This window comes from Mesorhizobium sp. WSM3868 (assembly GCF_002294785.1).
In the GTDB taxonomy this organism is placed as follows: Bacteria; Pseudomonadota; Alphaproteobacteria; order Rhizobiales; family Rhizobiaceae; genus Mesorhizobium.
Genome location: NZ_NSGB01000022.1, coordinates 1 through 24290, shown reverse-complemented (window position 1 = coordinate 24290; position 24290 = coordinate 1). Strand labels below are relative to the sequence as shown.

General features: G+C 65.5%; 25 protein-coding genes. 14 read left to right on the top strand and 11 right to left on the bottom strand.

Annotated elements, in window-relative coordinates; genetic code table 11:
* Position 1: 1 nt before the first annotated feature.
* The 3 genes from CK221_RS26150 to CK221_RS26140 all read right to left on the bottom strand — a co-directional run bounded on the left by CK221_RS26150 (position 2) and on the right by CK221_RS26140 (position 2198).
* Positions 2–1018: an ABC transporter substrate-binding protein gene (locus CK221_RS26150; RefSeq protein ID WP_066998252.1), complete on the bottom strand. Its 1017-nt coding sequence runs from the start codon at positions 1016–1018 to the stop codon at positions 2–4.
* Positions 1019–1113: 95 nt separating this feature from the next.
* Positions 1114–2004: an SMP-30/gluconolactonase/LRE family protein gene (locus CK221_RS26145; RefSeq protein ID WP_095779841.1), complete on the bottom strand. Its 891-nt coding sequence runs from the start codon at positions 2002–2004 to the stop codon at positions 1114–1116.
* The gene (locus CK221_RS26140) at positions 2004–2198 is read right to left on the bottom strand and encodes a 4-oxalocrotonate tautomerase family protein (RefSeq protein ID WP_066998377.1); all 195 of its coding nucleotides are present in this window, start codon (positions 2196–2198) and stop codon (positions 2004–2006) included. Before CK221_RS26140 ends, CK221_RS26145 begins: the two co-directional genes overlap by 1 nt.
* A 142-nt stretch (positions 2199–2340) precedes the next feature.
* Between CK221_RS26140 and CK221_RS26135 the strand changes: the two genes are divergently transcribed.
* Entirely contained in the window at positions 2341–2679 is a 339-nt protein-coding gene (locus tag CK221_RS26135; protein WP_066998255.1) for a putative quinol monooxygenase, read from the top strand.
* 22 nt (positions 2680–2701) lie between these two features.
* Here CK221_RS26135 and CK221_RS26130 read toward each other — a convergent pair whose 3' ends face one another.
* Together CK221_RS26130 and CK221_RS26125 are read right to left on the bottom strand one after the other, a co-directional pair.
* Complete coding sequence (locus CK221_RS26130; protein WP_095779807.1) at positions 2702–3442, bottom strand: response regulator transcription factor; 741 nt, start codon at positions 3440–3442, stop codon at positions 2702–2704.
* Entirely contained in the window at positions 3442–4719 is a 1278-nt protein-coding gene (locus tag CK221_RS26125; protein ID WP_095779806.1) for a histidine kinase, read from the bottom strand. Before CK221_RS26125 ends, CK221_RS26130 begins: the two co-directional genes overlap by 1 nt.
* Positions 4720–4942: 223 nt before the next feature.
* Here CK221_RS26125 and CK221_RS26120 point away from each other — a divergent pair, with 223 nt between their 5' ends.
* From CK221_RS26120 to CK221_RS26090, 7 genes are all read left to right on the top strand, one after another.
* Complete coding sequence (locus CK221_RS26120) at positions 4943–7360, top strand: glucan 1,4-alpha-glucosidase (RefSeq protein WP_095779805.1); 2418 nt, start codon at positions 4943–4945, stop codon at positions 7358–7360.
* Positions 7361–7391: 31 nt separating this feature from the next.
* Positions 7392–8399, top strand: a complete 1008-nt coding sequence (gene gnd, locus CK221_RS26115; protein WP_095779804.1) for a phosphogluconate dehydrogenase (NAD(+)-dependent, decarboxylating) — start codon at positions 7392–7394, stop codon at positions 8397–8399.
* A 16-nt stretch (positions 8400–8415) separates the two neighbouring features.
* Entirely contained in the window at positions 8416–9792 is a 1377-nt protein-coding gene (zwf, locus tag CK221_RS26110) for a glucose-6-phosphate dehydrogenase (protein ID WP_095779803.1), read from the top strand.
* Between the two features lie 16 nt (positions 9793–9808).
* The gene (locus tag CK221_RS26105; RefSeq protein ID WP_095779802.1) at positions 9809–10513 is read left to right on the top strand and encodes an ROK family protein; all 705 of its coding nucleotides are present in this window, start codon (positions 9809–9811) and stop codon (positions 10511–10513) included.
* Between the two features lie 191 nt (positions 10514–10704).
* Positions 10705–11169, top strand: coding sequence for a MucR family transcriptional regulator (locus CK221_RS26100; protein ID WP_066998275.1), 465 nt, complete (start codon positions 10705–10707; stop codon positions 11167–11169).
* 110 nt (positions 11170–11279) lie between these two features.
* The gene (locus tag CK221_RS26095; RefSeq protein WP_095779801.1) at positions 11280–12380 is read left to right on the top strand and encodes a pyridoxal phosphate-dependent aminotransferase; all 1101 of its coding nucleotides are present in this window, start codon (positions 11280–11282) and stop codon (positions 12378–12380) included.
* A 156-nt stretch (positions 12381–12536) separates the two neighbouring features.
* Positions 12537–13775 (top strand): MFS transporter, encoded by a 1239-nt coding sequence (locus tag CK221_RS26090; RefSeq protein WP_095779800.1) that lies wholly within the window; start codon positions 12537–12539, stop codon positions 13773–13775.
* A gap of 70 nt (positions 13776–13845) precedes the next feature.
* Here the strand turns inward: CK221_RS26090 and CK221_RS26085 are convergent, their stop codons facing one another.
* The 6 genes from CK221_RS26085 to hemC form a co-directional block, all read right to left on the bottom strand.
* Positions 13846–14562: a glutamine amidotransferase gene (locus tag CK221_RS26085; RefSeq protein ID WP_095779799.1), complete on the bottom strand. Its 717-nt coding sequence runs from the start codon at positions 14560–14562 to the stop codon at positions 13846–13848.
* A gap of 18 nt (positions 14563–14580) precedes the next feature.
* A complete protein-coding gene (locus CK221_RS26080; RefSeq protein ID WP_095779840.1) occupies positions 14581–15060 on the bottom strand; it encodes a TerB family tellurite resistance protein in 480 nt (159 codons plus the stop codon).
* A 32-nt stretch (positions 15061–15092) separates the two neighbouring features.
* Complete coding sequence (locus CK221_RS26075; RefSeq protein WP_095779798.1) at positions 15093–16664, bottom strand: heme biosynthesis protein HemY; 1572 nt, start codon at positions 16662–16664, stop codon at positions 15093–15095.
* A 10-nt stretch (positions 16665–16674) separates the two neighbouring features.
* The gene (locus tag CK221_RS26070; protein ID WP_095779797.1) at positions 16675–18147 is read right to left on the bottom strand and encodes a COG4223 family protein; all 1473 of its coding nucleotides are present in this window, start codon (positions 18145–18147) and stop codon (positions 16675–16677) included.
* 106 nt (positions 18148–18253) lie between these two features.
* Positions 18254–18967 carry a uroporphyrinogen-III synthase gene (locus CK221_RS26065; protein WP_095779796.1) on the bottom strand — a complete coding sequence of 238 codons (714 nt, stop codon included), beginning with the start codon at positions 18965–18967 and terminating at the stop codon, positions 18254–18256.
* Position 18968: 1 nt separating this feature from the next.
* A complete protein-coding gene (gene hemC / locus CK221_RS26060; protein ID WP_095779795.1) occupies positions 18969–19895 on the bottom strand; it encodes a hydroxymethylbilane synthase in 927 nt (308 codons plus the stop codon).
* A gap of 224 nt (positions 19896–20119) precedes the next feature.
* Between hemC and tsaD the strand changes: the two genes are divergently transcribed.
* The 6 genes from tsaD to CK221_RS26030 all read left to right on the top strand — a co-directional run bounded on the left by tsaD (position 20120) and on the right by CK221_RS26030 (position 24213).
* Positions 20120–21205, top strand: coding sequence for a tRNA (adenosine(37)-N6)-threonylcarbamoyltransferase complex transferase subunit TsaD (gene tsaD / locus CK221_RS26055; protein WP_179295210.1), 1086 nt, complete (start codon positions 20120–20122; stop codon positions 21203–21205).
* Positions 21202–22227 (top strand): NAD(P)H-dependent glycerol-3-phosphate dehydrogenase, encoded by a 1026-nt coding sequence (locus CK221_RS26050; RefSeq protein ID WP_066998309.1) that lies wholly within the window; start codon positions 21202–21204, stop codon positions 22225–22227. Before tsaD ends, CK221_RS26050 begins: the two co-directional genes overlap by 4 nt.
* Before the next feature lie 18 nt (positions 22228–22245).
* On the top strand, positions 22246–22542 hold the full coding sequence (locus CK221_RS26045; RefSeq protein ID WP_066998315.1) for a YciI-like protein: 297 nt from the start codon (positions 22246–22248) through the stop codon (positions 22540–22542).
* Positions 22543–22643: 101 nt separating this feature from the next.
* On the top strand, positions 22644–23069 hold the full coding sequence (locus CK221_RS26040) for an EVE domain-containing protein (RefSeq protein WP_066998318.1): 426 nt from the start codon (positions 22644–22646) through the stop codon (positions 23067–23069).
* Positions 23066–23737, top strand: coding sequence for a methyltransferase (locus CK221_RS26035; RefSeq protein WP_066998320.1), 672 nt, complete (start codon positions 23066–23068; stop codon positions 23735–23737). Before CK221_RS26040 ends, CK221_RS26035 begins: the two co-directional genes overlap by 4 nt.
* A gap of 50 nt (positions 23738–23787) precedes the next feature.
* Complete coding sequence (locus tag CK221_RS26030; protein WP_095779794.1) at positions 23788–24213, top strand: DUF1761 domain-containing protein; 426 nt, start codon at positions 23788–23790, stop codon at positions 24211–24213.
* The last annotated feature ends 77 nt before the right edge of the window (positions 24214–24290 follow it).

Below are 24290 nucleotides of genomic sequence, written 5' to 3'. Positions count from 1 at the left end.
GCTATTGCTTGATGTTGGCCTTGATGGCCGCGATCGCGTCTTCCTGGGTGTATTCGTGGGTAGCGACGCCACCTTCCTTGATCTTCGGCAGCGCGGCCTCGAAATTGTCCTGGGTGAATGCGAGATACGGCACCAGCAGATCGTGCGGCACGTCCTTGCGGCCGTCGAGTACCTGCTGCGCCACCCAGAAGGCGAGCGTCGACACGCCGGGCGCGATCGAGGCCGACCAGGTCTGGTAGCCGTCCTTGTCCTTCTGCTCCTTCCACCACTTCAGCTCGTCCTGACGGTTGCCCATGATGATGGTCGGACGCGGCTTGCCGGCGGCGGCGAACGCTTGCGCGGCTCCATAGCCGTCGCCGCCCTGGTCGACGACGCCGACGATCTCCGGCAGCGACGGCAGGATGGTCGCCACCGCCTTCTGCGCCGTGGTCTGGTCCCAGTCGCCGGTCACCGAGCCGACGATCTTGAACTCGGGATGGGCGGCGACGCCTTCGAGGATACCGGCGTGGATGGCATCGTCGATCGAGGTGCCTGCCAGCCCGCGGATTTCCAGCAAATTGCCGCCCTTCGGCTGGAACTTGGCCATCTGCTCGACTTCCTGCCTGCCCATGTCCTTGAAGTCGACGACGACGCGGTAGGCGCAAGGCTCGGTCACGATGCCGTCGAAGGAAACGACCACGATGCCGGCGTCGCAGGCCTGCTTGATGGCGCCGTTCAGCGCATCCGGCGAGGCGGCGTTGATGACAATGGCGTCATAGCCCTGCAGGATCAGGTTCTGCACCTGCGCGGCTTGCGTCGGCACTTCCTTGTCGGCGGTGGTGAAGACATCCGCCGCCGCCACCACCTTGTCCTCGACCGCTTTCTTGGTGACGATGGCGTAGCTGTCGAGCATCGCCTGGCGCCACGAATTGCCGGCGTAGTTGTTGGAGAAGGCGATCTTCTTGCCGCTCGTGTCGGCAAGCGCGGTGCCCGAGGCGAGCATGGCTGCAAAGGCGCTCAAGACCAGTAGTTTCTTCATGTCGTTATCCTCCCAGATGTGTTGACTGCTGCACTTCCCACCGGCCCCTGCGGGCCGGCTTCACTCCCATCCGATCTGAGCGCGAACGGTCCCGCTCAAAACAGCCTCAATCCCGGCACCCGTACCCTCAGCCGGTAGAGCGACGTCGACGCGGCGATGTAGAGGCTCCGCAGGTCCTCGTCGCCGAAGGTGAAATTGGCACAATCTTCCGGCGTCGCGATGACGCCGAGGAGATCGCCCGACGCGTCAAAGACATGGATGCCGCCCGGGCCGGTGCAATAGAGGTTGCCGCGGCTGTCGATCTTCATCCCATCCGGCGCGCCTGGCGCATCGCCCTCGGTCACAGCCCATACGGCGCCGCCATTGAGGTCACCATTGGATTCGACGCCGAACACACGGATGTGGCCACGCGTGGTATCGTTGACGAAGAGCCGCGATTCATCGAGCGAGAAGCAGAGCCCGTTGGGCTGCGCGAAATCGTCGGCAAGCAACGTCAGCCCGGCGCCGTCGCCGTCGATCCGGTAGACGCCCTGGTAGGACAGTTCCTGCGGCCTCGGCACGCCGTAGAATTCCGCTCGACCGTAGGTCGGATCGGTGAAATAGATCGAGCCTCCAGTGGCGACGACAATGTCGTTCGGGCTGTTGAGCTGCTTGCCCTGGTAATGGCTGGCGAGAACGGTCGTGGTGCCGCCCGGCTCGGCGCGGGTGACGCGGCTGCTGGCGTGCTCGCAGGTCACCAGCCGCCCCTGCCGGTCGAGCGTGTTGCCGTTGGCCATGTGGCTCGGGTCGCGGAACGACGCGATTTCGCCGGAAGCGCTGCGCCGGTACATGCGGCTTTGCGGAATGTCGGAAAAGACCAGCCATTTCTCATAGGGATGCCACACCGGACCTTCGATGAAGCCGTAGCCGGTGGCGAGCCGCTCCATCGCCGCATTGCCGACGACGTCATCAAAGCCGGAGTGACGGGCGCGCGCCGGGATCGACATCACGGGCTCTTGGGTTCCCGCACCGGCTTGCCGGCGACGAACCAGTCGCTGCCCGGCACGTCCTCGATCACCACCCAGATCGCTTCCATGGGCAGTTCGGCGACCTCGCTGATCGCCTCGGCGACCCGGCGCGAGATCTCGTTCTTGCGCTTTTGCGAATGACCCTCGAGTATCCGTATGCTGACGAACGGCATGAGCGCTTCCCCGGGATTCTTGTTTTTGTAGGACAAAAGCTAGTCGGGACGCGGACCGGGCGATAGCGGTCTAAGCGCAGCACCGACTGTGGTTTTGCACAGTCGGCGCCGGTACCCGCGGCTGCAGACAGGAGAACCATGGATGGCAGAGAGATGCGGCAGGCCGCTCGTGCGGATTGCGGAACTGGAGATCGATGCCTTCCAGCTCGACAGCTTCAGGGCCTTGCTCGCCGAAGAGATCGAGGCCTCGGTGCAGAACGAGCCCGGCGTGTTGTTCCTGCACGCGGTCTCGATAAAAGGTTCGCCCGAAACGGTGCGCGTCATCGAATGCTACGTCGATCATTCCGCCTCCCACGCCCACCTGACCGCGCCGCACTTTCTCAAATACAAGGCGCGGACGGCTGATATGGTCAGGTCGCTTCGATTGATCGAGACCGAGCCGATCGTTCTGAGGGCCAAGAGCAATCAGCATTCAAGCTGAGCATGTTGACCCATCGCGGGGCTTACTGCTCCTGCAACGGCGTTGCCTGCGCGAGCCAGGCGTCGAGCTGCTCCTGCTCGCGCCGCAGCGCATCGATGTTGATCAGGCCGCGCGCCATGGCCAGATAGATTGCGCGGGTGCGCGAATTGAACACCGACGCCTCGCCAGCGCCCTCCTCCGGCGGCACTATTCCGAGCTTCTCATAGACATGCTTGATGCGGCTCTGCGCGCCGCGGATCGACAGGCCGCGCCGCGCCGCGATCGCTCGGTCGGTGAGGCCGAGCGCGATGTCGATCAGGCTTTCATATTCGCCGTCGGTGATGCCCTCGAACCGGTCCTGGACGCGGTGCTGGATGCCGCGGATCTCGCGGTCGATGATGCAATGCCCCTCGCGGAACACGCCGCGCAGCGCCGAGCGCATGCCTTCTTCCGTCGCCGATTTCAGCACATAGCCATAGACCGACCCCGGCGGCACGATGCGGGCCACGCCGCGCACATAGGCCTCGTCGGCGAAGTTCGACCAGAACAGGATATGCGTGCCGGCGCGTCGGCTCCAGATGGCGCGCGCCACCTCGATCCCGGTCGCCTTGGGCAGCTGCAGGTCGAGCACGACATGCGGCGGCTGCCGCTCCGCCGCAAGATTGATGGCGTCCTCGCCGTCGCCGGCTTCGATCACCTCGACATCGCCGGGCCACAATTGCTCGACGGTCCGCCGCGCGAAGGTGCGATGCAGCCCGTCATTTTCGGCGATCATGACCAGCATCAGACTGCCTCCGCCACCGGCTGAACTTCGGTTATCGCGGTGCTGCACGCCGCCGCCTCGGCCTCGGCGGACTCGCGATCGATCTCGATCACGACCCTGGTGCCGCCCTTGCGGTCGGCCGGCTCGAAACGCAGCCGCGCCCCGACAAGGGCCGCTCGCGTGTGCATGTGGCCGATGCCGCCTTGAGCGGCGGGATCGATCGCGCCGCAGCCATGCCCGTCGTCGGTGACGGTCACGTTGAATGTGGTTGCCGTCGACGCCAGCTGCACCTCGATGCGGCTTGGCGCGGCATGACGGACCGCATTGTTGATGGCTTCCTGCACGATGCGATAGAGCGCGGTGCGAAGCGTTTCCGACAGGCCGTCGGCGCTGCCGTCGCTGGTGTCGGCGATGCGCACCGCGATCGGCGGCTTGGCCCTGGCAACGCTGCGGTTGAGATGTGCCTCGACCGCGTCGCGCAGGCCGAACAGTTCCAGGACGCTCGGCCGCATGTCGTCGACGATGTGGCGCAGCTCCGCCAGGCAGCCCGCCACCTCCTGCTCGAGATCGGCAAGCTGGGCCGTCCGCGCCACGCCCCGGCTGCGGAAAGCTGAAACCTGACGTGCGATCCGGGCCAGGTCGGCGAGCGTCTGGTCGTGCAGGTCCATGGCCATGCGGCGCCGCTCGCGCTCCATGCCCTCGGTCAGTTGCGAGGCGCCGACTCTCAGCAGTTCCGCCCGGTTGCGCGCCTCGCTTTCGGCGAGCATGGCGCGGCGCGCTTCCTCCGTCTGGATCAGCGCGAACATATAGGGCCCGATGAGGTCGGCGCATTGCTGAGCGACCTCGACGTCCTCTTGCGAGTAGCAGCCAGCCTTGTGCCGGCTGATGTTGAGCGCGCCGATCACGCTGCCGCGTGCCCGCAGCGGCACGATGATGCGGCTCCGCAGCTTGGCGGCGAAGATCGGTCCGTCGAACGCTCCCTCGAAGTGGAATCGGTCGTCAAGAAGTGCGTTGTCGGTCAGAAGATAAGGCGTGTCGCCCCACAGCACGCGCCGGATCGGGCTGCCCTCGACCGGATGCTGCGCCAGATCGCTCCAGCTGGTATGGAAGCCGGCCTCGTAGCAGGCATGCATGCGCCCATCGAGCGACAACACCGCCAGATCGATATGGTCGTGCGGGATGAGCGTGCCGATTTCGATCGCTGTCGCCCGGAACGCTGAGCCCGGATCGATATGGCCGGCGAGCGCCCGCGAGATCGCGAGCAGCCGATCGATCAGCTGGGGAGATACCTCCGACATGTCTCCTCCCTGTCCCCCTGATGAATGCCGTGGAACGACAGCCAAGCCGCGCCGCGCGGCCTCGATCCTGTTTTCCGCAGTTCCTCCCTGCCCGAGAAATAGTGAGCGCTTGACGGCGGCGCTGTCAACGATGGGTCAAGCGACCCGAGCCCGATCAACTTCGGGTGCGGCGATTGAAAAGCCGCCGGCTCCTGGTCTAGGAACGGCCGCAGGAGGCCAATTGATGGCAGTGACGCCGACCGTTGCTCAGGGCGCCCCGGGAATTCCCGCGCGCTGGACGTCAAGCGCCAAGAGCGGCGTCGGCACCGGGCTTTCAGCGAACAGCCCGCTTTGGTTCACCATCAGTCACGGCATATTGAACGAGGTCTATTATCCCCGCCTCGACAGCGCCTGCACGCGCGACCTGGGGCTGATCATAACCGGTCCCGATGGTTATTTCTCGGAAGAGAAACGCGATGCCGCCCACCTTATCGAGCCATTCGAAGCCGGCGTGCCCGGCTATCGCTTGGTCAACACGGCGGTCAACGGCTCGTATCGGATTGAAAAGCGCATTGTTACGGATTCGAAACGGCCCGTTCTGCTGCAGGAAATCACATTCGCGGCGCTCAAAGGCTCGGCCTCGGACCACCAGGTTTACGCGCTGCTCGCGCCGCATCTCGTCAATCGCGGCATGGGCAACACCGCCTGGGTCGGCCAGCACAAGGGGCAGCGTGTCCTCTTTGCGTCAGGCCGCGGCGTCTCGCTCGCGCTTGCCGCCTCGCCGCCCTGGGGCGCATGCTCGGCCGGCTATGTCGGTTTCTCCGACGGCTGGCAGCAGCTGCGGAATGGCGGCGCGCTCGATCCTGCCGCTGAGCGCGCGGAGGATGGCAATGTGGCGCTGACCGGCGAGATCGGCTTCTCGACAGGCAAGGGCACCGCATTGCTGGCGCTCGGCTTCGGCGCCTCGCCGGAAGAGGCGGCGGAGGTCGCGCTGGCCAGCCTGAAGGACGGTTTCGATGCGGCCGCCGAAACGTATGCCGCCAACTGGCGGAGTTTCCAGTCCGGCCTGGAGACGCTCGACAGGCAAGCCGCCTCCGGCTTGAACACCTGCCGCGTCAGTACCGCGGTGCTTGCCTCGCATCTGTCGATCGCCAGGCCTGGAGCCGCAGTCGCCAGTCTTTCGATCCCCTGGGGCTTCAGCAAAGGCGACGACGATCTCGGCGGCTACCATCTGGTCTGGCCGCGCGACCTGGTCGAAACGGCGGGGGGCTTCCTTGCAGCCGGCGACGCCAGACAGGCGCTCGATGTCCTCACCTATCTCCGCTCGATCCAACAGGCGGACGGTCATTGGCCGCAGAACTGCTGGGCGAGCGGCACGCCCTACTGGCCTGGCATCCAGATGGACGAATGCGCCTTTCCGCTGCTGCTTGCCGACGCGCTCCGCCGCGCGGGTCATCTGCCGCGCGCGAAGCTCGACGACTTCCTAGCCATGATCGAAAGCGCGGCTTCCTATGTGGTGCGCAACGGCCCGGTCACCGGCGAGGACCGCTGGGAAGAGGACGCCGGCTACAGCCCGTTCACGCTGGCCGTCGAGATCGCGGCGCTGCTTGCGGCGGCTGACATGCTGGATGCTTGCGGCAAGAATGAACCGGCAAACTATCTGCGCGAGACGGCCGACTGCTGGAACGACCAGATCGAGCGCTGGACCTATGTCACCGGCACCGAACTCTGCGCCAGGGAGGGTATCGACGGCTACCATGTCCGCATCGCACCGCCCGACGGTGCTGGCGCCGCTTCGCCGAAGGACGGTTTCGTGCCGATCAAGAACCGCCCGCCCGGCGATAGCCATCGGCCGGCCGAGGCCATCATAAGTCCCGACGCGCTGGCGCTGGTCCGCTTCGGACTGAGAGCCGCCGACGATCCGCGCATCGTCAACACCGTCAAAGCCATCGACGCGCTTCTGCGCTGCGAGTTGCCGCAAGGCCCGCTCTGGTATCGCTATAGCGGTGACGGCTATGGCGAGCATGAGGACGGCTCGCCCTTCGACGGCACCGGCCGGGGCCGGCCCTGGCCGCTACTCGCCGGCGAGCGCGCGCATTACGAGCTGGCCGCCGGGCGACCCGGCAAAGCGGCCGAACTGCTCGAAACCTTCGAGCGCTCTGCCGGTGCAGGCGGTCTGCTGCCGGAGCAGGTTTGGGACAGACCCGACCTGCCGGAGCGCGAATTGCGGCTCGGCGCGCCATCGGGCAGCGCCATGCCGCTGGTCTGGGCGCATGCCGAGCATATCAAGCTGCTGCGCTCGCTGCGCGACGGCAAGGTCTTCGACATGCCGCCGCAGGGCGTCGAGCGCTACATCGAGCGCAAGACCGTTTCGCCGTTCAGGACATGGCGCTTCAACAACAAGATCCGCTCTCTTCCCGCCGGCAAGCTCCTGCGCGTGGAACTTGCGGCGCGCGGCGTGGTTCACTGGAGTAGCGACAAGTGGCTGACGGTGCGCGACGACAACACGGTGGAGAACGCCTTCGGCGTCCACCTGGTTGACCTGGATGTCGCCGGCCTGCAGCCGGGATCGACGGTCGTCTTCACATTTTTCTGGCCCGAAGCGAGCCGTTGGGAGAATGTCGACTTCACCGTCGGCATCGATCCTTCGGATAGCCAGTAAGGTTCTTTCCTCAAGCTATTAGGATAGCACAATGCAGATCGGAATGATGGGACTGGGCAGGATGGGCGCCAACATGGTGCGCCGCCTGATGCGCGACGGCCACGAATGCGTCGTCTACGACATCAATTCGGCAAGTGTCGCCGGCATGGTCAAGGACGGCGCCATCGGCGCCGCCTCGCTGGAGGAGTTCGTCGCCAAGCTCGCCAAGCCGCGCTGCGCCTGGCTGATGCTGCCGGCGGCGATCACCGGCAGGATCGTCGACCAGGTTGCGGCGCTGATGGAGCCGGGCGATATCATCATCGACGGCGGCAATTCCTATTATCACGATGCCGTCGACCAGGCGGCGAAGCTGGCGACCAAGGGCATAAATTTCGTCGATGTCGGCACCAGCGGCGGCGTCTGGGGACTGGAGCGCGGCTACTGCCTGATGATCGGCGGCCCCGACGACGCCGTGAAACACCTGGATTCGGTCTTCGCCACGCTGGCGCCGGGCGCCGACCCGGGCTCCAATCCGCCGAAGGACGCCGGAACCGCGCCTTACGGCTATCTGCATTGCGGGCCGAGCGGCGCCGGCCATTTCGTCAAGATGGTTCATAACGGCATCGAATACGGCGTCATGGCCGCTTACGCCGAGGGCATCAACATCCTGAAATCGGCCAATGCCGGCAAGCGCGCCCGCACGGCGGACGCCGAAACCAGCCCGCTCGAAAGCCCGCAATACTATCAGTTCGACATCGACCTGCCCGCCGTGGCCGAAGTCTGGCGCCATGGCAGCGTCATCGGCTCCTGGCTGCTCGATCTCACCGCCGGCGCGCTGAAGAACGATCCGTCGCTCGCTCAGTTCGGCGGCCGCGTCTCCGATTCCGGCGAAGGCCGCTGGACGCTCAAGGCCGCGATCGACACCGGCGTTCCGGCGCCGGTGCTCTCCTCGGCGCTGTTCGACCGCTTCTCCTCGCAAGGCGAATCAGCCTTCGCCGACAAGCTCTTGTCCGCCATGCGCTACGCTTTCGGCGGCCATGTCGAAAAGCCGAAGGCGTGAGAGCGGGAGTGACGGGATGAGCCAGGAGAGATCCGACACGCTGGTGCTTTTCGGGGCGACCGGCGATCTTGCGCACAAGAAGATATTTCCGGCGCTCTATCATATGGTCGCCAAGGGGACGCTGAGCGAGCCGGTGATCGGCGTCGCTTTCGATCCTTGGGATCTTGGCAAACTGGTGGACCGTGCCCGCGACGGCATCGTCAATGCGCTGGGCGCCGTCGACGACAAGGTGTTCGCCAGGCTCGCCTCGCTGCTGCGCTATGTCAGCGGCGACTATCGCGATCCGGCGACATTCGAGAGATTGAAGACGGCGCTCGGCTCGGCGCAGCGGCCGCTGCATTACATGGCAGTGCCGCCCACGATGTTCGAAACCGTCGTCCAGGGGCTCGAACAATCCGGCACCGCGCGGGCCGCAAGATTGATGGTCGAAAAGCCTTTCGGCCACGATTTGCAGTCGGCCCGCTGGCTGAACCGCGTGTTGCACCTGGTGTTCGACGAACAGTCCATCTTCCGCATCGACCACTATCTCGGCAAGGAAGCGATCCAGAACCTGCTCTATTTCCGTTTCGCCAACGCTTTCCTCGAGCCGATCTGGAACCGCAACTTCGTCGAGAGCGTGCAGATAACCATGGCCGAGGATTTTGGCATCGAAGGCCGCGGCAAATTCTATGACGACGTCGGCTGCATCCGCGACGTCATCGAGAACCATCTGCTCAACATCCTGCTGTTGCTCGCCATGGAGCCGCCGGTCGGCCGCTCTGCCGACGATTTGATCGACGAGAAGGTTCAGGTGCTGCGCGCCATCCGAACGCTTACCAAGGACGATGTCGTGCGCGGCCAGTTCGACGGCTATCTGGCGGAGCCGGGCGTGCGGCCGAACTCGCCGGTCGAGACCTTCGCCGCCGTTCGCTTCTTCGTCGACACCTGGCGCTGGCAGGACGTGCCGTTCTTCATCCGCGCCGGCAAGAACATGCCGGTGCATGCGACCGAAGTGATCGTGCGGCTGAAGCGCCCGCCGCTCGACGTCTTCGATCCGATCAAGCCGGGCGACGCCAACTATGTCCGTTTCCGTATCGATCCGCAGGTGGCGATCTCGATCGGCGCCCAGCGCAAGGTAGCCGGCGACGACATGATCGGCGAGCAGGTGGAACTGACCGCGCTCGACGACAGCAAGGGCGATATGCCGCCCTATGAGCGGCTGATCGGCGACGCCATGAACGGCAACGGCCAGCTCTTCACGCGCCAGGACGCGGCCGAGCTTGCATGGCGGATCGTCGGACCGGTGCTTGGAGACACCACGCCGCCTCCGATTTACGCGCCGAAGACCTGGGGGCCGGCCGACGCCATGAACGGCTTCGGCCCGCCCAATGGCTGGATCAATCCGACGAAATAGCTTCTCAGGGGACCGGATGGCGAAAGCAGCAAAACGGGCTTCGACGAAGGACGGGCAGGTCGTCCTCACCATCGACGTCGGCGGATCGCGTGTGAAAATTCTCACCAGCGCCGGCGGCGAGATGCGCCGCACCGAGTCCGGGCCGGGCCTGAGACCTGAGCAGATGGTGGCTTCGGTGAAGAAGCTGGCCGAGGGCCTGGATTACGACGTCATTTCGATGGGCTATCCCGGTCCGGTCAGGGACAACAAGCCGTCGCTCGATCCCTTCAATCTCGGCAAGGGCTGGAACGGCTATGATTTCGCCGCCGCCTTCGGCAAGCCGGTCAAAGTCGTCAACGACGCGCTCCTGCAGGCGATCGGCAGCTATGACGGCGGCCGTATGCTGTTCCTCGGCCTCGGCACCGGCCTGGGCGCCGCCATGATCCTCGACAATGTCGGGCAGCCGATGGAGCTTGCTCATCTTCCTTACAAGAAGGGCGGCAGCTTCGAGGACTATGTAGGCGAGCGCGGCCTGGAAAAGCACGGCAAGAAAAAATGGCGCAGATACGTTTTCGATGTCGTAAACAGGCTTCGCGCCGCCTTGCAGCCGGACTATGTGGTCATCGGCGGCGGCAATGTCGACAAGCTCGATGAATTGCCTGAAAAATCCAGGCGCGGCGACAACACACGTGCCTTCGAAGGCGGATTTCGACTGTGGCGCGATAAGGCGCTGATCGTCTGATATTTTTACTTTTCAGTATAGTCGTTCAAAATAACGTGTAGTCGCACGACCTGTCGTTGCGCCTCGCAGATTTGCCGACTAGGAATCCGCCGGCCTGCCGCACATGCGCCCGCCTCGGCGCGCCAAACGCGCGGCAGCGCGCTGGATTTTACATCCCGATTTGCGGCCGTGCGGCATAGAGGAGGACTGACGTGGACGAGGAAACCAATACAGCCAAGGAGGATGTCGACCTGCTCGAGCTCACCGCCCACATCGTGTCGGCCTATGTCGCCAAGAACCGGCTGCCTGCTTCGGGCCTCGGCGAGCTCATCGCCAGTGTCGCCTCCTCGATCGGCGCCCTGAACCAGCCGCCGACTCCGCCGGCACCGCCGCCCGTTCCTGCCGTCAATCCCCGGCGCTCGGTGACGCCGGACTACATCATCTGCCTCGAGGACGGCAAGAAGTTCAAGTCGCTGAAGCGTCATATCGGCGTGCATTTCGGGCTGAGCCCGGAAGCCTACCGGACCAAATGGGGCCTGCCGGCAGACTACCCGATGGTCGCGCCTAACTACGCGGCATCGCGCTCCGAGCTCGCCAAGTCGATCGGCCTCGGCCGCAAGGCCGAAGCCGAGCCGGAGAAGCCGGCAAAGGCCAGGAAAGTAAAGGCCCCCGCCTAAACGATCTTGGCCCTGTGCCAACGGTTAGAAGAAGCCTGCCAAGGAATCCACCTTGGCAGGCTTCCTGCTTTTGGCTTGGATAAGACAAGCGAATGCTGTTCGGGTGAGCCATGAACTATGCGAGGATGGTGATCGAGAAGGAAGCGCCGGAGGAATACGGCTACGACCGCATCCGCTTCAATCTCTCCGAAAGCTCGATCGCCGACCAGAAGCTTGCCGATATCGGCCTCTCGCTGCCCGACCTCACCTTGTTCTACGGCGAGCATCGCGGCGATAAGCAATTGCGCGCGCTGATCGCCGGGCAGGACAAAGCGCTATCCCCGGACGACGTGCTGGTTACCGCCGGCGCTGCCGGCGCGCTGTTCATCATTGCCACCTCGCTGCTTTCGGCCGATGACCATCTCGTCGTCGTGCGGCCGAACTATGCCACCAATATCGAGACGCCCAAGGCGATCGGCTGCGCGATCAGCTATGTCGATCTCGACTTCGACGAGGGCTTCGCCGTGGAGGTCGCGCGGGTCGCGGCGGCGGTGCGGCCGAACACCAGGCTGATCAGCGTCACCTGCCCGCACAACCCGACCGGCACGATGATGACCGGCGCCGATCTCGACGCGCTGGTCGCGCTTGCCGAAAGCCGCCGCTGCCGGCTTCTGGTCGACGAAACCTATCGCGATCTCTCCTACGGCGAGCGCCTGCCCTCCGCGGCATCGCTCAGTCCAAGCGCGATCAGCGTCTGTTCCCTTTCGAAAGCATTTGGCATTCCGGGCATCCGCATCGGCTGGCTGGTCAGCAAGGACCACGCTCTGCAAGAGACGTTCCTCGCCGCCAAGGAGCAGATCGGCATCTGCGGCAGTGTCATCGACGAGGCGATCGCACGCTCCATGCTCGAGCGGCGCGATGCCTTCCTAGCATCGTTGTTGCCGGAGATGGCCAAGCGCCGCGATATCGTCCAGGCTTGGATCGACGGCGAGCCGGTGGTCGACTGGGTGCGTCCGCAAGGCGGTGTGGTCGGCTTCCCGCGGCTGAATGTCGATGCAGGTTTCGACCTCGACCGGTTCTACGCGCGGCTCCTGGAAGAACACGGCACTTATGTCGGTCCCGGCCACTGGTTCGAGATGCCGAAGCGCTTCTTCCGCGTCGGCTTCGGCTGGCCGAAAGAGGCGGAATTGCGCGGCGGGTTGCAAGCGATTTCCGCCGCGCTGAGAGACTGAGCCTCCTTGACCGTGAACGATAATTCCGAAGTTCCTTCATCCCGCGCCGATTTTTTGCGCGCGCGACGAGGCGAACTGGGCTAAGGGTCTCCGGCCGGAACAGCGCCCACCGTGGAAGTGCCCCGCCGGCCGATGTCACAACGGGGCCCTCGAATCATGACCGCCGAAGCAACTTCACCTGAACAGCGCTACGCCGCCTTCCGGCACCGGCCGTATCTCAGCTACTGGACGGCGCGCTTCCTCACCACTTTCGCCACCCAGATCGTCTCAGTCGCCGTCGGCTGGCAGATCTACGACCTGACGCGCAATCCCTTCGACCTCGGCATCGTCGGCATCGTCCAGTTCCTGCCGTCGCTGCTCCTGGTGCTTGTCACCGGCGTCGTCGCCGACCGCTTCGGCCGCCGCCTGATCATGACATTGGCGTCGTTCGTCGAGGCCGGCTGTGCGCTCACTCTGTTGTTGCTGACGCTGCGCGGCCTTGGCGGCCCGCTGCCGATCTTCGTCGTGCTCGCCATGTTCGGCATCGCCCGCGCCTTCTACGGGCCGGCCTCGTCCTCGCTGGTCGCCAATCTGGTGCCGCCACAGGATTTCGCCAACGCCATTGCCTGGAATTCGTCCGCCTGGCAGACGGCAACCATCGTCGGCCCGGTCGCCGGCGGCCTGCTCTACGGCCTTTCGGCGGAGATCGCCTACGCTACTGCGGCGATCCTGATGCTTGTCGCCGCGCTGCTCGTCTTCACCATCCCCAAGCCCGCGCAGCAGACGGCTACCGACAAGCCGACGATGCAGACCTTGTTTGCCGGCTTTCGTTACATCTGGGGCGAGAAGATCGTGCTCGGCGCGATCTCGCTGGACCTGTTCGCGGTGCTGCTCTCCGGCGCCTCGGCGCTGCTGCCGGTCTATGCCCGCGACATTCTGGAGCTTGGGCCCTGGGGCCTCGGCCTGCTGCGCTCGGCGCCTGGCATCGGCGCCATCGCCGTGGCGGTCTGGCTCGCCGGCCATCCGATCCACGACCATGCCGGCAAGATCATGCTCGGTTTCGTCGCCTTGTTCGGCGCCTTCACCGTCCTGTTCGGCGTCTCGACCATCACCTGGCTGTCGATCGTGGCGCTCGCCATGCTCGGAGCCACCGACATGTTCAGCGTCTATATCCGTGAGACGCTGATCCAGCTCTGGACGCCTGACGAGGTGCGCGGCCGCGTCAATGCCGTCAACCAAGTCTTCGTCGGCGCTTCCAACGAGGTTGGCGAGTTCCGCGCCGGCACCATGGCGGCGCTGATCGGCACCGTGCCGGCGGTGGTGATCGGCGGCGTCGGCGCCATCGCGGTTGCCGGGATCTGGGCTTGGTTGTTCCCTGCGCTGCGGCAGGTGCGGCATTTGAATAGCAGGAACTAATTGCCGGCGCAGCAACTTGACGGCCGGACTAGAAGAGTGCTGCGGCTTCCCTCTGCAATTGCGGCAAAATCTATCCGACGGCCGGCTTGCCGAAGATCAGGCTCAAAAATTCGCCGAGCCAGCGCTTGAGGTGCATGTCCCAGATCAGCCGGCCGCCGAGATGATCGCGGCCGGGCTGCGCGCCCGGCAGCTCGAAGCGATGCGCGCCGCGCACCACCCAGCGCTGCATCATCACCCTGGTCAGCTCGCCATGGAACTGGATGCCCCAGGCATTCTCGCCATACCGGAAAGCCTGGTTGGGATAGGTTTCGGCCGTGGCGAGCAGCGTCGCGTCCTTCGGCAGGGAAAAGCCCTCGCGGTGGAACTGGTAGACCATCTCCGGCCACTGCAGCAGTTTCTTGCCGGCGTCGGTCGCCTTCAGCGGATACCAGCCGATCTCGACCAGTCCTTCGCCATGGCCCTCGACCCTGCCGCCAAGATGCCTGGCGAGCATTTGCGCGCCGAGGCAGATCCCAAGAAAAGGCCGGTTTTCCTTGAGCGGGATTTCGAGCCACTCGGTCTCACGCCGGACGAACTCGTCCTGGTCGTTGGCGCTCATCGGCCCGCCGAAGATCACCGCCCCGGCGTGGCCGTCCAAAGTGCAGGGAAGCTCTTCGCCAAGCGGCGGCCGGCGAATGTCGAGATCGAAACCTTCTTCCAGAAGCATATGGCCGACGCGGCCGGGGCTCGAAGTCTCCTGATGCAGCACGATCAGGATTTTTGGTCTCGGCCTGGGTCTGGGTGGCATGGAAGAAGAAAGGTCCAGCTATTCGTCGCTCGATGTGCCCCGGGCGCCCGGCGCTTCGGCCGCCGCCTTGCGGCGCGCCTCGATGCGGTCGTGGCGCTCGACACCGATCAGCTCGGCGACGCGCCAGACGGTGTTGTCCTCGAGCTCGTGCAGCTCGCCGTCGGCGTAGACGATCTCCCACATCAGGCCGATGAAGGCCTTGCGCGCCTCGGCATCCAGATGGCGCTTGAGCACGCTGGTGAAGGCATAGAGGTCGATCGCCTCGTTATCGGCACGCTCGCCGGCGGCGGCCAGCGCGTCGAGCTCGTCGCCGCTGATCGAATAGGTCTCGGCCAGGATCTCCTTGAAGCGCTCCCACTCGATATCCTGGCGCACGCCGTCGGCGTTCATCACGTGATAGAGCAGCGCCGAGGCCGCGACGCGCGGATCGTCCGCGCTTGGCTTGCTCGCGCCCGCAGCAGGCAAATCCTTCAGGAAGGACAATACGCGTTCGAACATCGATGCTTTTTCCCTGTCCGCCAAGCCGAGCCTCAAAACAAACGAAACCGGCGCGGCGATTTTTCCGCCTCGTCTTCCGGCGTCACGCCGGGATCATCCGGCAAGCGCGGCAACTCCGGCGCCTGCTCGACCACCGTGTCATCGGCGGCGGCGACCGCGGTTTCCCTCTCGATGCCGTTCGGCGCCTCGGCGGCCGCCTTCTCGGCCGAACTATCGGGCTCAAGGTCGATCGCTCTCTCGTCAGCCGGCAAAGCGGGCGCCGATGCAGCGATCGCGGGAACCGCCTCCTCAACCGCGCTGTCGATTAGTTGCCCGAGCCGCTCCATCGGCGCGCGCCAAGTGAACGCGTCGAGCTTGCCGGTGATCGGCGATACCGGCGCCCAGCGCTCCGAGACGACACCGTCCGCCACCCAGGCCGGATCGCGCGGCGCGCGCACAGCCTTGGACAGCAGCTGCCGCACCTTGCCCTGGTCGCCATTTTCGGCCTCCTCGATGTCGGCCAGCAACAGATAGGCGCCTTCGCGGCGATCCATGCGGATTGCGGATTCCGCCTCGCGCCTGGCGGTGGCGAAATCCTGCGCGTCGAGCGCGGCGCGCGCCACCGCCATCGACGATTCGGCATGGTTCTTCTTCAATTCCTGCAGCTTTTTCGCCCGGTTGAGGCGATCGAGCACGGCATCGCCCGGCCTCGCATGGATGTAGAGCTCGGCAATATCCGGATGCGGTTCGGCCCGCCAAGCGGTCTCCAGGATCTTGGAACCCTTGCGCACATCGTTGTGCTTAATCAGCAGGTTGGCCGCGATCACCGCGGCCGGCGCGAAATCGGGCGCCAGCTTGTTGGCTTCGAGCGCCGCGGTCCGGGCAGCGTTCGGATCGCTGTCGACCAGCGCCTGCGCCTTGGCAGTGAGCAGCACGGCGCGGCGGCGGTTGGCGGCATCGCGTTCGATTTGCCTTGTCGATTTCTGCGCCTCGACCAGCTTCAACGCGCCGTCCCAGTCGCCGCGCTCGGTCAGCTCTTCAAGCGTCGATTCCGCCGCCCAGGCAAGCTGCGGTGCCACAGCTGCGGCACGACCGGCATAGTGGCGCGCGGCGTTGCGGTCGCCCAGTCGCTCAGCTTCGAGATAGAGCCCGCGCAGGCCGAGCAGCCGCATCTCCGGATCATCGAGCATGCGCTCGAACTTTTCCCGCGCACCGTCATGGTCGCCTTCGAGCAGCGAGGCCTGCGCATCGAGCAGGTTGATCAGCGGCTCTTGGTCGGAACTGATCAACTTGGCGGCCTCCTTGGTCTTCTTGCGCGCCAGCGCGCCGTCGCCGGCGCCGGCCGCGATCATCCCCGTCGACAGCGCCTGGTAGCCGCGGTCGCGGCGGCGCACCCGGAAATAGCGCGAGATCGCATAAGGGCTGTTCCACAGCGACTTGATCAGCCACCAGACGATCATCACCGCTGCGACCACGGCGACGATCGCCACCGCCGCCACCATCAGCGTGACCTGGTACTGGTAGCCGTTGAAGGTGACGATCATCTCGCCCGGACGGTCGGCCAGCCAGGCAAAGCCGAGCCCCAGCGCGAAGACGACGGCGAGGAAGGCGAGGATGCGGATCATTTGACGGTCCTCATGCCTTGGTCGCGCCGCCAATCAGCGCTTCGATCTGTTTTTCGACCTCGAGCCGCGCCTTCAGTTTGCCGGCGAAGTCGGCGCCGGCCGCCTTCGACGCATCGGGCAGGGTATCGTATTCGGCGAGAGCCTTGGCATAGTCGCCCTGGTTGACTGCCACTTCAATGCGCGCGACGGTTTCCGGCACGCCCTTGCCTTCGACGGCGCCGACCGGCCGCACCTGCACCAGCGATTTCGCGCTCGACACCAGGCTTTGGAAGAAGCCGGCATTCTGGTCGACCGGCGTTGCCGCTTCGATCATGGCGTTGGCGGCGGCTTCGGCCTCGGAAGCGATGGTGGCTCGCGTGGGCACGCCTTTTTCCGCATAGCCGCGCAGAACGCCAAGCTCCGGCGCGTTGGGCGCAATCGCGGCGAACGTGTCGAGCTCGGTCGCGAACGGCGCGCCGCGATCGAGCGCCGCCTTCAGCGCCGAAGCGGCGATCGCCAACGCGATCTTCGGCTGCGAGGCCTGCGCCTCGACCTTGCCGGAGAGCTGCTGCACCGACTGTTCCAGCGCCGCGATCCGGCTGTCCGCCGCCTTTGCCGCGTCGCCCGCCGATTTCACAAGCGCGTCGAGCCCGGCAAGCTTCTCGTTGAGCGGGGCGAGATCGACCGGTGCAACATTTCCGGCCTTCTGCAGGTCGGCGACCGACGTCTCGACCTGGCCGATCTTGTCGGTGAGCGCCTTGAGCGCGGCGCCGTCGTCGCCCTGGCCGGGCGAGGATTTCAGCGCCGCGACGTCCGACTTCACCTGGTCGAGCGCCGAGGACAGGCCGTCGACCTTGGCCGAAGCGCCGGTATCGGCCGTCTCCTTGAGCGCCGCGATTTGGCTTCTCAGCGAAGCGATCTCGCCGGTGACGCCGTCGGGCGAGGGTCCGCCGACCGAAGTCGGAGAACCGAGCAGCCCTACCGCTTGCAGAAGACCGGCGCCGGCAAGCGCGACAACGCCGCCGATCACGCCGGCGGCAATCATGTTGACGCCTGAGCGCCTGGCGGCCGGGAAGTCGTGATCGTCGCTTCGGGTTTCGCTCGGCTTCGACGTCGAGGCGGCAGAACTGGTCTTGGCTGCCGACGCATCCTCGAAACTGTAGCCGAAGCTTTTTGGTTCGCTCTTCGGAGCCTCATCAGTGCCCGGATAGGATGCTTCTACCCCATCCTTGTTGGTTCCAGCCTGGTCAGCTCCGCCCCGCGCCGCGTCGGTGTGTTCCCACGGCTCGACGTCGGCCTGTTCGGCATGGATCGGCTCTTCGGGAGCTTCCGGCTGCGAAGCAGCAGCCCCTTCCTCTGCCTTCGCCTCGTCGGTTCGTTCCGTGTTGGTATCGGTATTGGCGGCATCCTCGTCGGTGATTCGCGAGACGGCGCCGGGTTCGAGTTCGATGGTCACCGGCTCGCGGCGGCTCTTCGAATGTCGCACCTTAGGCGTCTTGACCATGCTTGGGCTCCGCAAATTGGCTTGAGGATGGTTCAAAGGGTCTAGAGCTCAAGGATGCTCTACCACATCACCAAGCGGTGAAAAGGGGGCGGTGTGATGACGCGGCTCAGCCCGGTAGCGACAAAAGCTGGAACAGCGCGTCCTCGTCGGGTTGAGAGGCAATGCGAACCTTTTGCCCGCCAACCCCGTCCAATGAGTTGGCGATTCGCGCGGAAAGGGCCAAAAACTCCGCCCGTTCAAAGAGATGCCGCAGTGCTGGGCGCATGGCCAGGCCAATCATCACGGGTGCCGCCTTGGCCGAATAGAGCAGCACTGCCTCGACCGGCGTGCCCGACAATCGGGCAACGACGTCATCGTCGCCATAGTCCAATTCGATCGTGTCGTAGGTCTCGAAAGGCCGGACACGCACCCGGGCTGCCGCCAGCCGTTCTTCGAACACCGGAAAGCGCACCCGGCCACAAAGATAAACCATCTCCTTGCCCGTGAGTTCGGCGGTTATCTGACCGGCCAGTGCTTCGGCATCGCCTGGGCCTTCAAAGACGGACATAAATCCAGCCGCACGGCAGGCTTCCGCAGTCCTTGTCCCGACCGCATGGCAAGGCAGGGCGGCAAACGCGGCGACCAGTTCCTTGGGCGCATAGCGGACAGCATTGGCGCTGGTAACGGCAACCGCGGCAGCGGCGGGAAGGACGCGTGCCTCGACCGGCAGCGCCGCCGTTTTTGTCAGTGGCAGCAGGACGGGCTGGAACCCCTGGTCCAGAAGCCGCCGGGCCGTTCGGGAGGCGCCTGGCTCCGGCCTCGTCACCAGGACGCGGGCCATATCAGGCCCAGCCGTCGAAGAATTTTGCGCCGGCCTCGGCACGAACGGCCCGCGCGGCTTCCGCGCCGATATTCGCCGCGTCCCGGGCCGGGCCATCCAAATTGACCTCATGCGACTCGGTGCCGTCGGGCGAGATGATCAGCCCGGCGAAAGACAGGTATTCGTCCGAGACGATCGCATGGGCGGCGATCGGCGTGCGGCAGGAGCCGTCGAGCGCAGCAAGAAAGGCGCGCTCACAAGCCAGCGCCTGGCCGGTCGGCATGTCGTGAATAGCCGTCAACATATTGTCGACCACGCCGTCGCCGATGCGGCTTTCGATGCCGATCGCCCCCTGCCCCGGCGCCGGCGGAAAGACATCCAGCGGCATCAGATCGGTAATCACGCTCTCGAGCCCGAGCCGCTTCAGCCCGGCATAGGCGAGGATGGTGCCTTCGGCCACGCCCTCATCCAGCTTGCGCAGCCTGGTCTGCACATTGCCGCGGAACATCACCACATTGAGGTCCGGCCGCATCCGGCGGAGCAGCGCCTGGCGCCGGAGCGACGACGAGCCGAGCGTCGCGCCATGTGGCAGATCGGCGATCCGCTTCGCGCTCTTGCCGATGAAGGCGTCGCGCGCGTCCTCGCGCGGCAGGAAGACGGAAAGCTCCAGCCCGTTGGGCAGCACCGTCGGCATGTCCTTCGAGGAATGCACGGCGATATCGATGCGGCGGTCGAGCAGCGCTTCCTCGATCTCCTTGGTGAACAGGCCCTTGCCGCCCGCTTCCGACAACGGCCGGTCCTGAATGCGGTCGCCGCTGGTTGAGATCGGCACAATTTCGAAGGCCTGCTCGGGCAGGCCATGCGCCTGCATGAGCCGCGCCCGCGTCTCATGCGCCTGGGCGAGCGCCAGCGGGCTGCCGCGTGTTCCGATTTTCAAGGTTGTTTGCATGGCGCGCGGTCCGTGATAACCCCCCAGGCGATTTCGAGGTTTGCCGAGATTCAGGTCAGGCCGAGCCGAAAATGGCGGATTTCGAGAACCGGAGCGTGCTTTTGGGTACGCGAGCGCCGGAAGCGCAGAAAACCGCCATTTGCAGGCCGGCACCACCTGACTATCGACAGACCTCCTATATAGGAAAGGTCGGAGACACAATCTTCGAGGACAGCGACGAATTGATCCGCGTTCTGGGCATTGAGACAAGCTGCGATGAGACGGCGGCCAGCGTGGTGGCGCTGGACGGCGACTCCGCGCCCGAAATCCTCTCCAATGTCGTCTTGAGCCAGATCGAGGAGCATGCCGCCTTCGGCGGCGTCGTCCCCGAGATTGCCGCGCGCGCCCATGTCGAGGCGCTGGATGGGATCGTCGAGGCAGCCCTGACCGATTCGGCCGTATCGCTCGATGAGGTCGACGCCGTCGCCGCGACTGCCGGGCCGGGGCTGGTCGGCGGGCTGATCGCTGGTCTGATGACCGCCAAGGCGATTGCCGCCGCCGCGAACAAGCCGCTGATCGCCATCAACCACCTCGAAGGTCACGCGCTGACTGCCCGGCTGACCGAGGGGCTCGACTTTCCCTATCTGCTCTTGCTGGTCTCCGGCGGCCACACCCAGATCGTCGCTGTACGCGGCGTCGGCGACTACCAGCGGTGGGCAACGACCATCGACGATGCGCTGGGCGAAGCCTTCGACAAGACGGCCAAGATGCTTGGCCTCCCCTATCCGGGCGGGCCGAATGTCGAAAAGGCCGCGGCCGGCGGCGATGCGAGCCGCTTTGCCTTCCCGCGTCCGATGAAAGGCTCGGCGCAGCCGGATTTCTCCTTCTCCGGCCTGAAGACGGCTGTGCGCCAGGCGGCAACGGCAATCGCGCCGCTCAGCGACCAGGACGTCGCCGACATCTGCGCCTCCTTCCAGGCGGCGGTGGCCGATGCGCTGGGCGACCGTGTCGCGCGGGCGCTCGCCCGTTTCCGCAAGGAATTTCCCGACACGGCAAAGCCGGCGCTGGTCGTCGCCGGCGGCGTCGCCGCCAACCGCACGATCAAGGCGACGTTGGGGGCGCGCTGTTCCAAGGCCGGCTTCGCATTCGTCGCGCCGCCGCAAAAGCTTTGCACCGACAATGCCGCGATGATCGCCTGGGCCGGCATCGAGCGGCTGCGCGCCGGGATGGTCGACGCGAGCGCCGCCGACTTCGTGCCGCGCTCGCGCTGGCCGCTGGACAGTGTTTCGGCTCCCTTGGTCGGCTCGGGCCGTCGCGGGGCAAAGGCATGACTGACGCGGTCACGAACGGCGCACAAACCAAGGCGCCCAGCGGCTGGCGTGTAGCAGTGCTTGGCGGCGGCGCCTGGGGCACGGCGTTGGCGCTTGCCATGCTGCGCGCCGGCCATTTTGTCCGCCTCTATGCCCGCGATCCCGACACCGTCGACGCGATCGACCGTGGCGAAAACCCGCACTATCTGCCCGGCATCGCGATCGAGCCCGGCATCGTCGCCACCAGCGATATCGCTGCTGCGCTCGACGGTGCGAATTGCGTGCTGGCGGTAACGCCCGCGCAATCGCTGCGCGCGGTGCTGACCGCCGCCGCCGGCCATGTGCCATCCGGCGTGCCGCTGGTCCTTTGCGCCAAGGGGATCGAGCGCGACACCGGCGCGCTGCTGTCCTCGATCGTCGAGGAAAACCTGCCCGACAATCCGGTCGCAGCACTTTCCGGCCCGAGCTTCGCCAGCGATGTCGCGCGCGGCTTGCCGACGGCCGTGGTGGTGGCCGGCCGCGACGGAGAACTGGCGGCCGATCTCGCTGCCCGCTTCTCGGCCGAGAACCTGCGCTGCTATTCCAGCGACGATCTCATCGGCGTCGAGATCGGCGGCGCGCTGAAGAACGTCTTCGCCATTGCTGCCGGCGCCGTCACCGGAGCCAAGCTTGGTGCCAGCGCCCAGGCCGCCATGGTGACGCGAGGCTTCGTCGAGCTGCGCCGCATCGGCGCCGCGTTCGGCGCCAGGCCGGAAACGCTGATGGGGCTCTCCGGCCTCGGCGACCTGCTGCTCACCTGTTCCTCGGCGCAGTCGCGCAACTTCGCCTACGGCCTGGCGCTCGGCCAAGGCAAGGAGCTCACCGGCCTGCCGCTCGCCGAAGGCGTGCCGACGGCCGCCATTGCCGCCCGAATAGCCGCCGAGCGCGGCATCGAGGCGCCGATCATTGCAGCTGTCGCCGCCATCCTCGATGGCAAGGTGACCATCGGCCAGGCGGTGACGGCGCTGATGACGCGGCCGCTCAAAACCGAAACCGACATTTGAAGCCTCGGAGTTGAAAACATGCTGTTTGCATTGATTTGCAAGGACAAGCCCGGCAGCTTGCAGCTGCGCGCCGACACAAGGCCGGCGCATGCGGCGTTCCTGGAAGGGCTGATCAGCGAAGGAAGACTTGCCTTCGCAGGTCCCTTCCTCGACGCTGCCGGCAAGCCTGACGGAAGCCTGGTGATGATTGAGGCGCCCGACATGGCCGGCGCGCAAGCCCTGGCGGCCGCCGACCCTTATGCCAAGGCTGGCCTGTTCGAAAGCGTCGAAATCCGTCCATGGAATTGGGTCTTCCAGAAGCCCGCCGCCGCGTGACCGGTCGCTGGCGCTCCCGCTCCCCGCGAGAACGGGGAAAGGATAAGGAAGAGCGCCAACGCTTCAATCGTGGCGAACCGACAATCAAGGGGACAACTGAGATGAACTACTGGCTGTTCAAGTCCGAACCTTCGGTCTTTTCCTTCGAGGCGCTGAAGGCGAAGGGCAAGGCCGGCACGCAGTGGGACGGCGTGCGCAACTACGCCGCGCGCAACAACATGAAGGCCATGCAGATCGGCGATCTCGGTTTTTTCTACCATTCCAATGAAGGCCTCGACATCGTCGGCATCGCCGAGGTCTGCGCGCTCGCCCACCCCGACTCCACCACGGACGATCCACGCTGGGAATGCGTCGACATCCGCGCCCGCAAAGACGTGCCGAAGCCGGTGACGCTGGAACAGGTCAAGGCCAATCCGAAGCTGGCCGACATGGCGCTGGTGCGGCTTGGCCGGCTTTCCGTGCAGCCGGTGACGCCGGCAGAGTGGAAAGAAGTCTGCCGCATGGCCGGCCTCGACCCGGCGCCGTGACCAGACTCACTCCCAAAAACGCAAGGACATTCATCCTCGACAATACGGCGCTGATGGCGCCGCCGCACGTGCCGGAAGTGCTGCTGCACCTGGCTGACGAGGCGCACGACCTGTGGCTGCGCACCGAGGAGGAGCTGGCCGAGATCGGCCTGCCGCCGCCCTTCTGGGCTTTCGCCTGGGCCGGCGGCCAGGGCCTTGCCCGCTATGTGCTCGACCATCCGGCGACGGTGCAGGGGAAACGCGTGCTCGACTTCGCTTCCGGCTCCGGCATGGTTGCGATCGCTGCCTCAAAGGCCGGCGCGGCTGAAGTGAACGCGGCCGATATCGATCCCTTTTGCGCGACGGTCATCACCCTCAACCTCGAAGCCAATGGCGTGAAGGCCGATTTCCTGGATGCGGACTGCATCGGCACGGATGACGGCTGGGACGTCGTCTTGGCCGGCGATGTCTTCTACGACAAGCCTTTGGCGGAGAGGCTGACGCCGTGGTTCACGAGCCTCAAGGCGCGCGGCGCCGACGTCCTCGTCGGCGATCCCGGGCGCGCCTATCTGCCGAAGACCGGACTGCAATCGCTCGCCGTCTACCAGGTGCCGGTGACGCGCGTGCTGGAGGATGCCGAGGTCAAGCGCACGACCGTGTGGCGATGGGTTTCCGCCGCTTCGGCTTGACGCAGCCGGCGAACAGGGATTCCATCGCTCATCTTTCGGGAGGGAATTCTATGGATTTCTCAACGGTGAACTGGCTGGCGGTGATCGCCGCAGCCGTCGTGGCGTGGCTGTTCGGTGCCGCCTGGTACATGGGCCTGAGCAGGCCCTGGCTGAAGGCGGCAAAGCTCGATCCGGCGACGATGAAGCGCTCGGCCGTTCCGTTCATTGTCAGCTTCGTCGCCGAGCTCGTCATGGCGCTGGTCATGACCCTGGTGGTCGGCGCGATGACCGGCGGCGAGCCCAACCCGCTCGCCGGCGTGATCTTCGGCTTTGTGCTCTGGTTTGGCTTCGTCGCCACCACGCTGTCGGTCAACCACCGCTATCAGGGTTTTGGCTGGGACCTCACGCTGATCGATGCCGGCCATTGGCTCGGCGTGCTGCTCATCATCGGCGCCGTGATCGGTTGGTTCGGCGCGCCGGCCGCGCCGGCAGGCTAGCAGGCTGTTGAAGAAGTTCTGGCGCGGTTGTTTGGAGCGTGATTCACTGGTTGCCCTGATGATTTGGGGACCGTGGA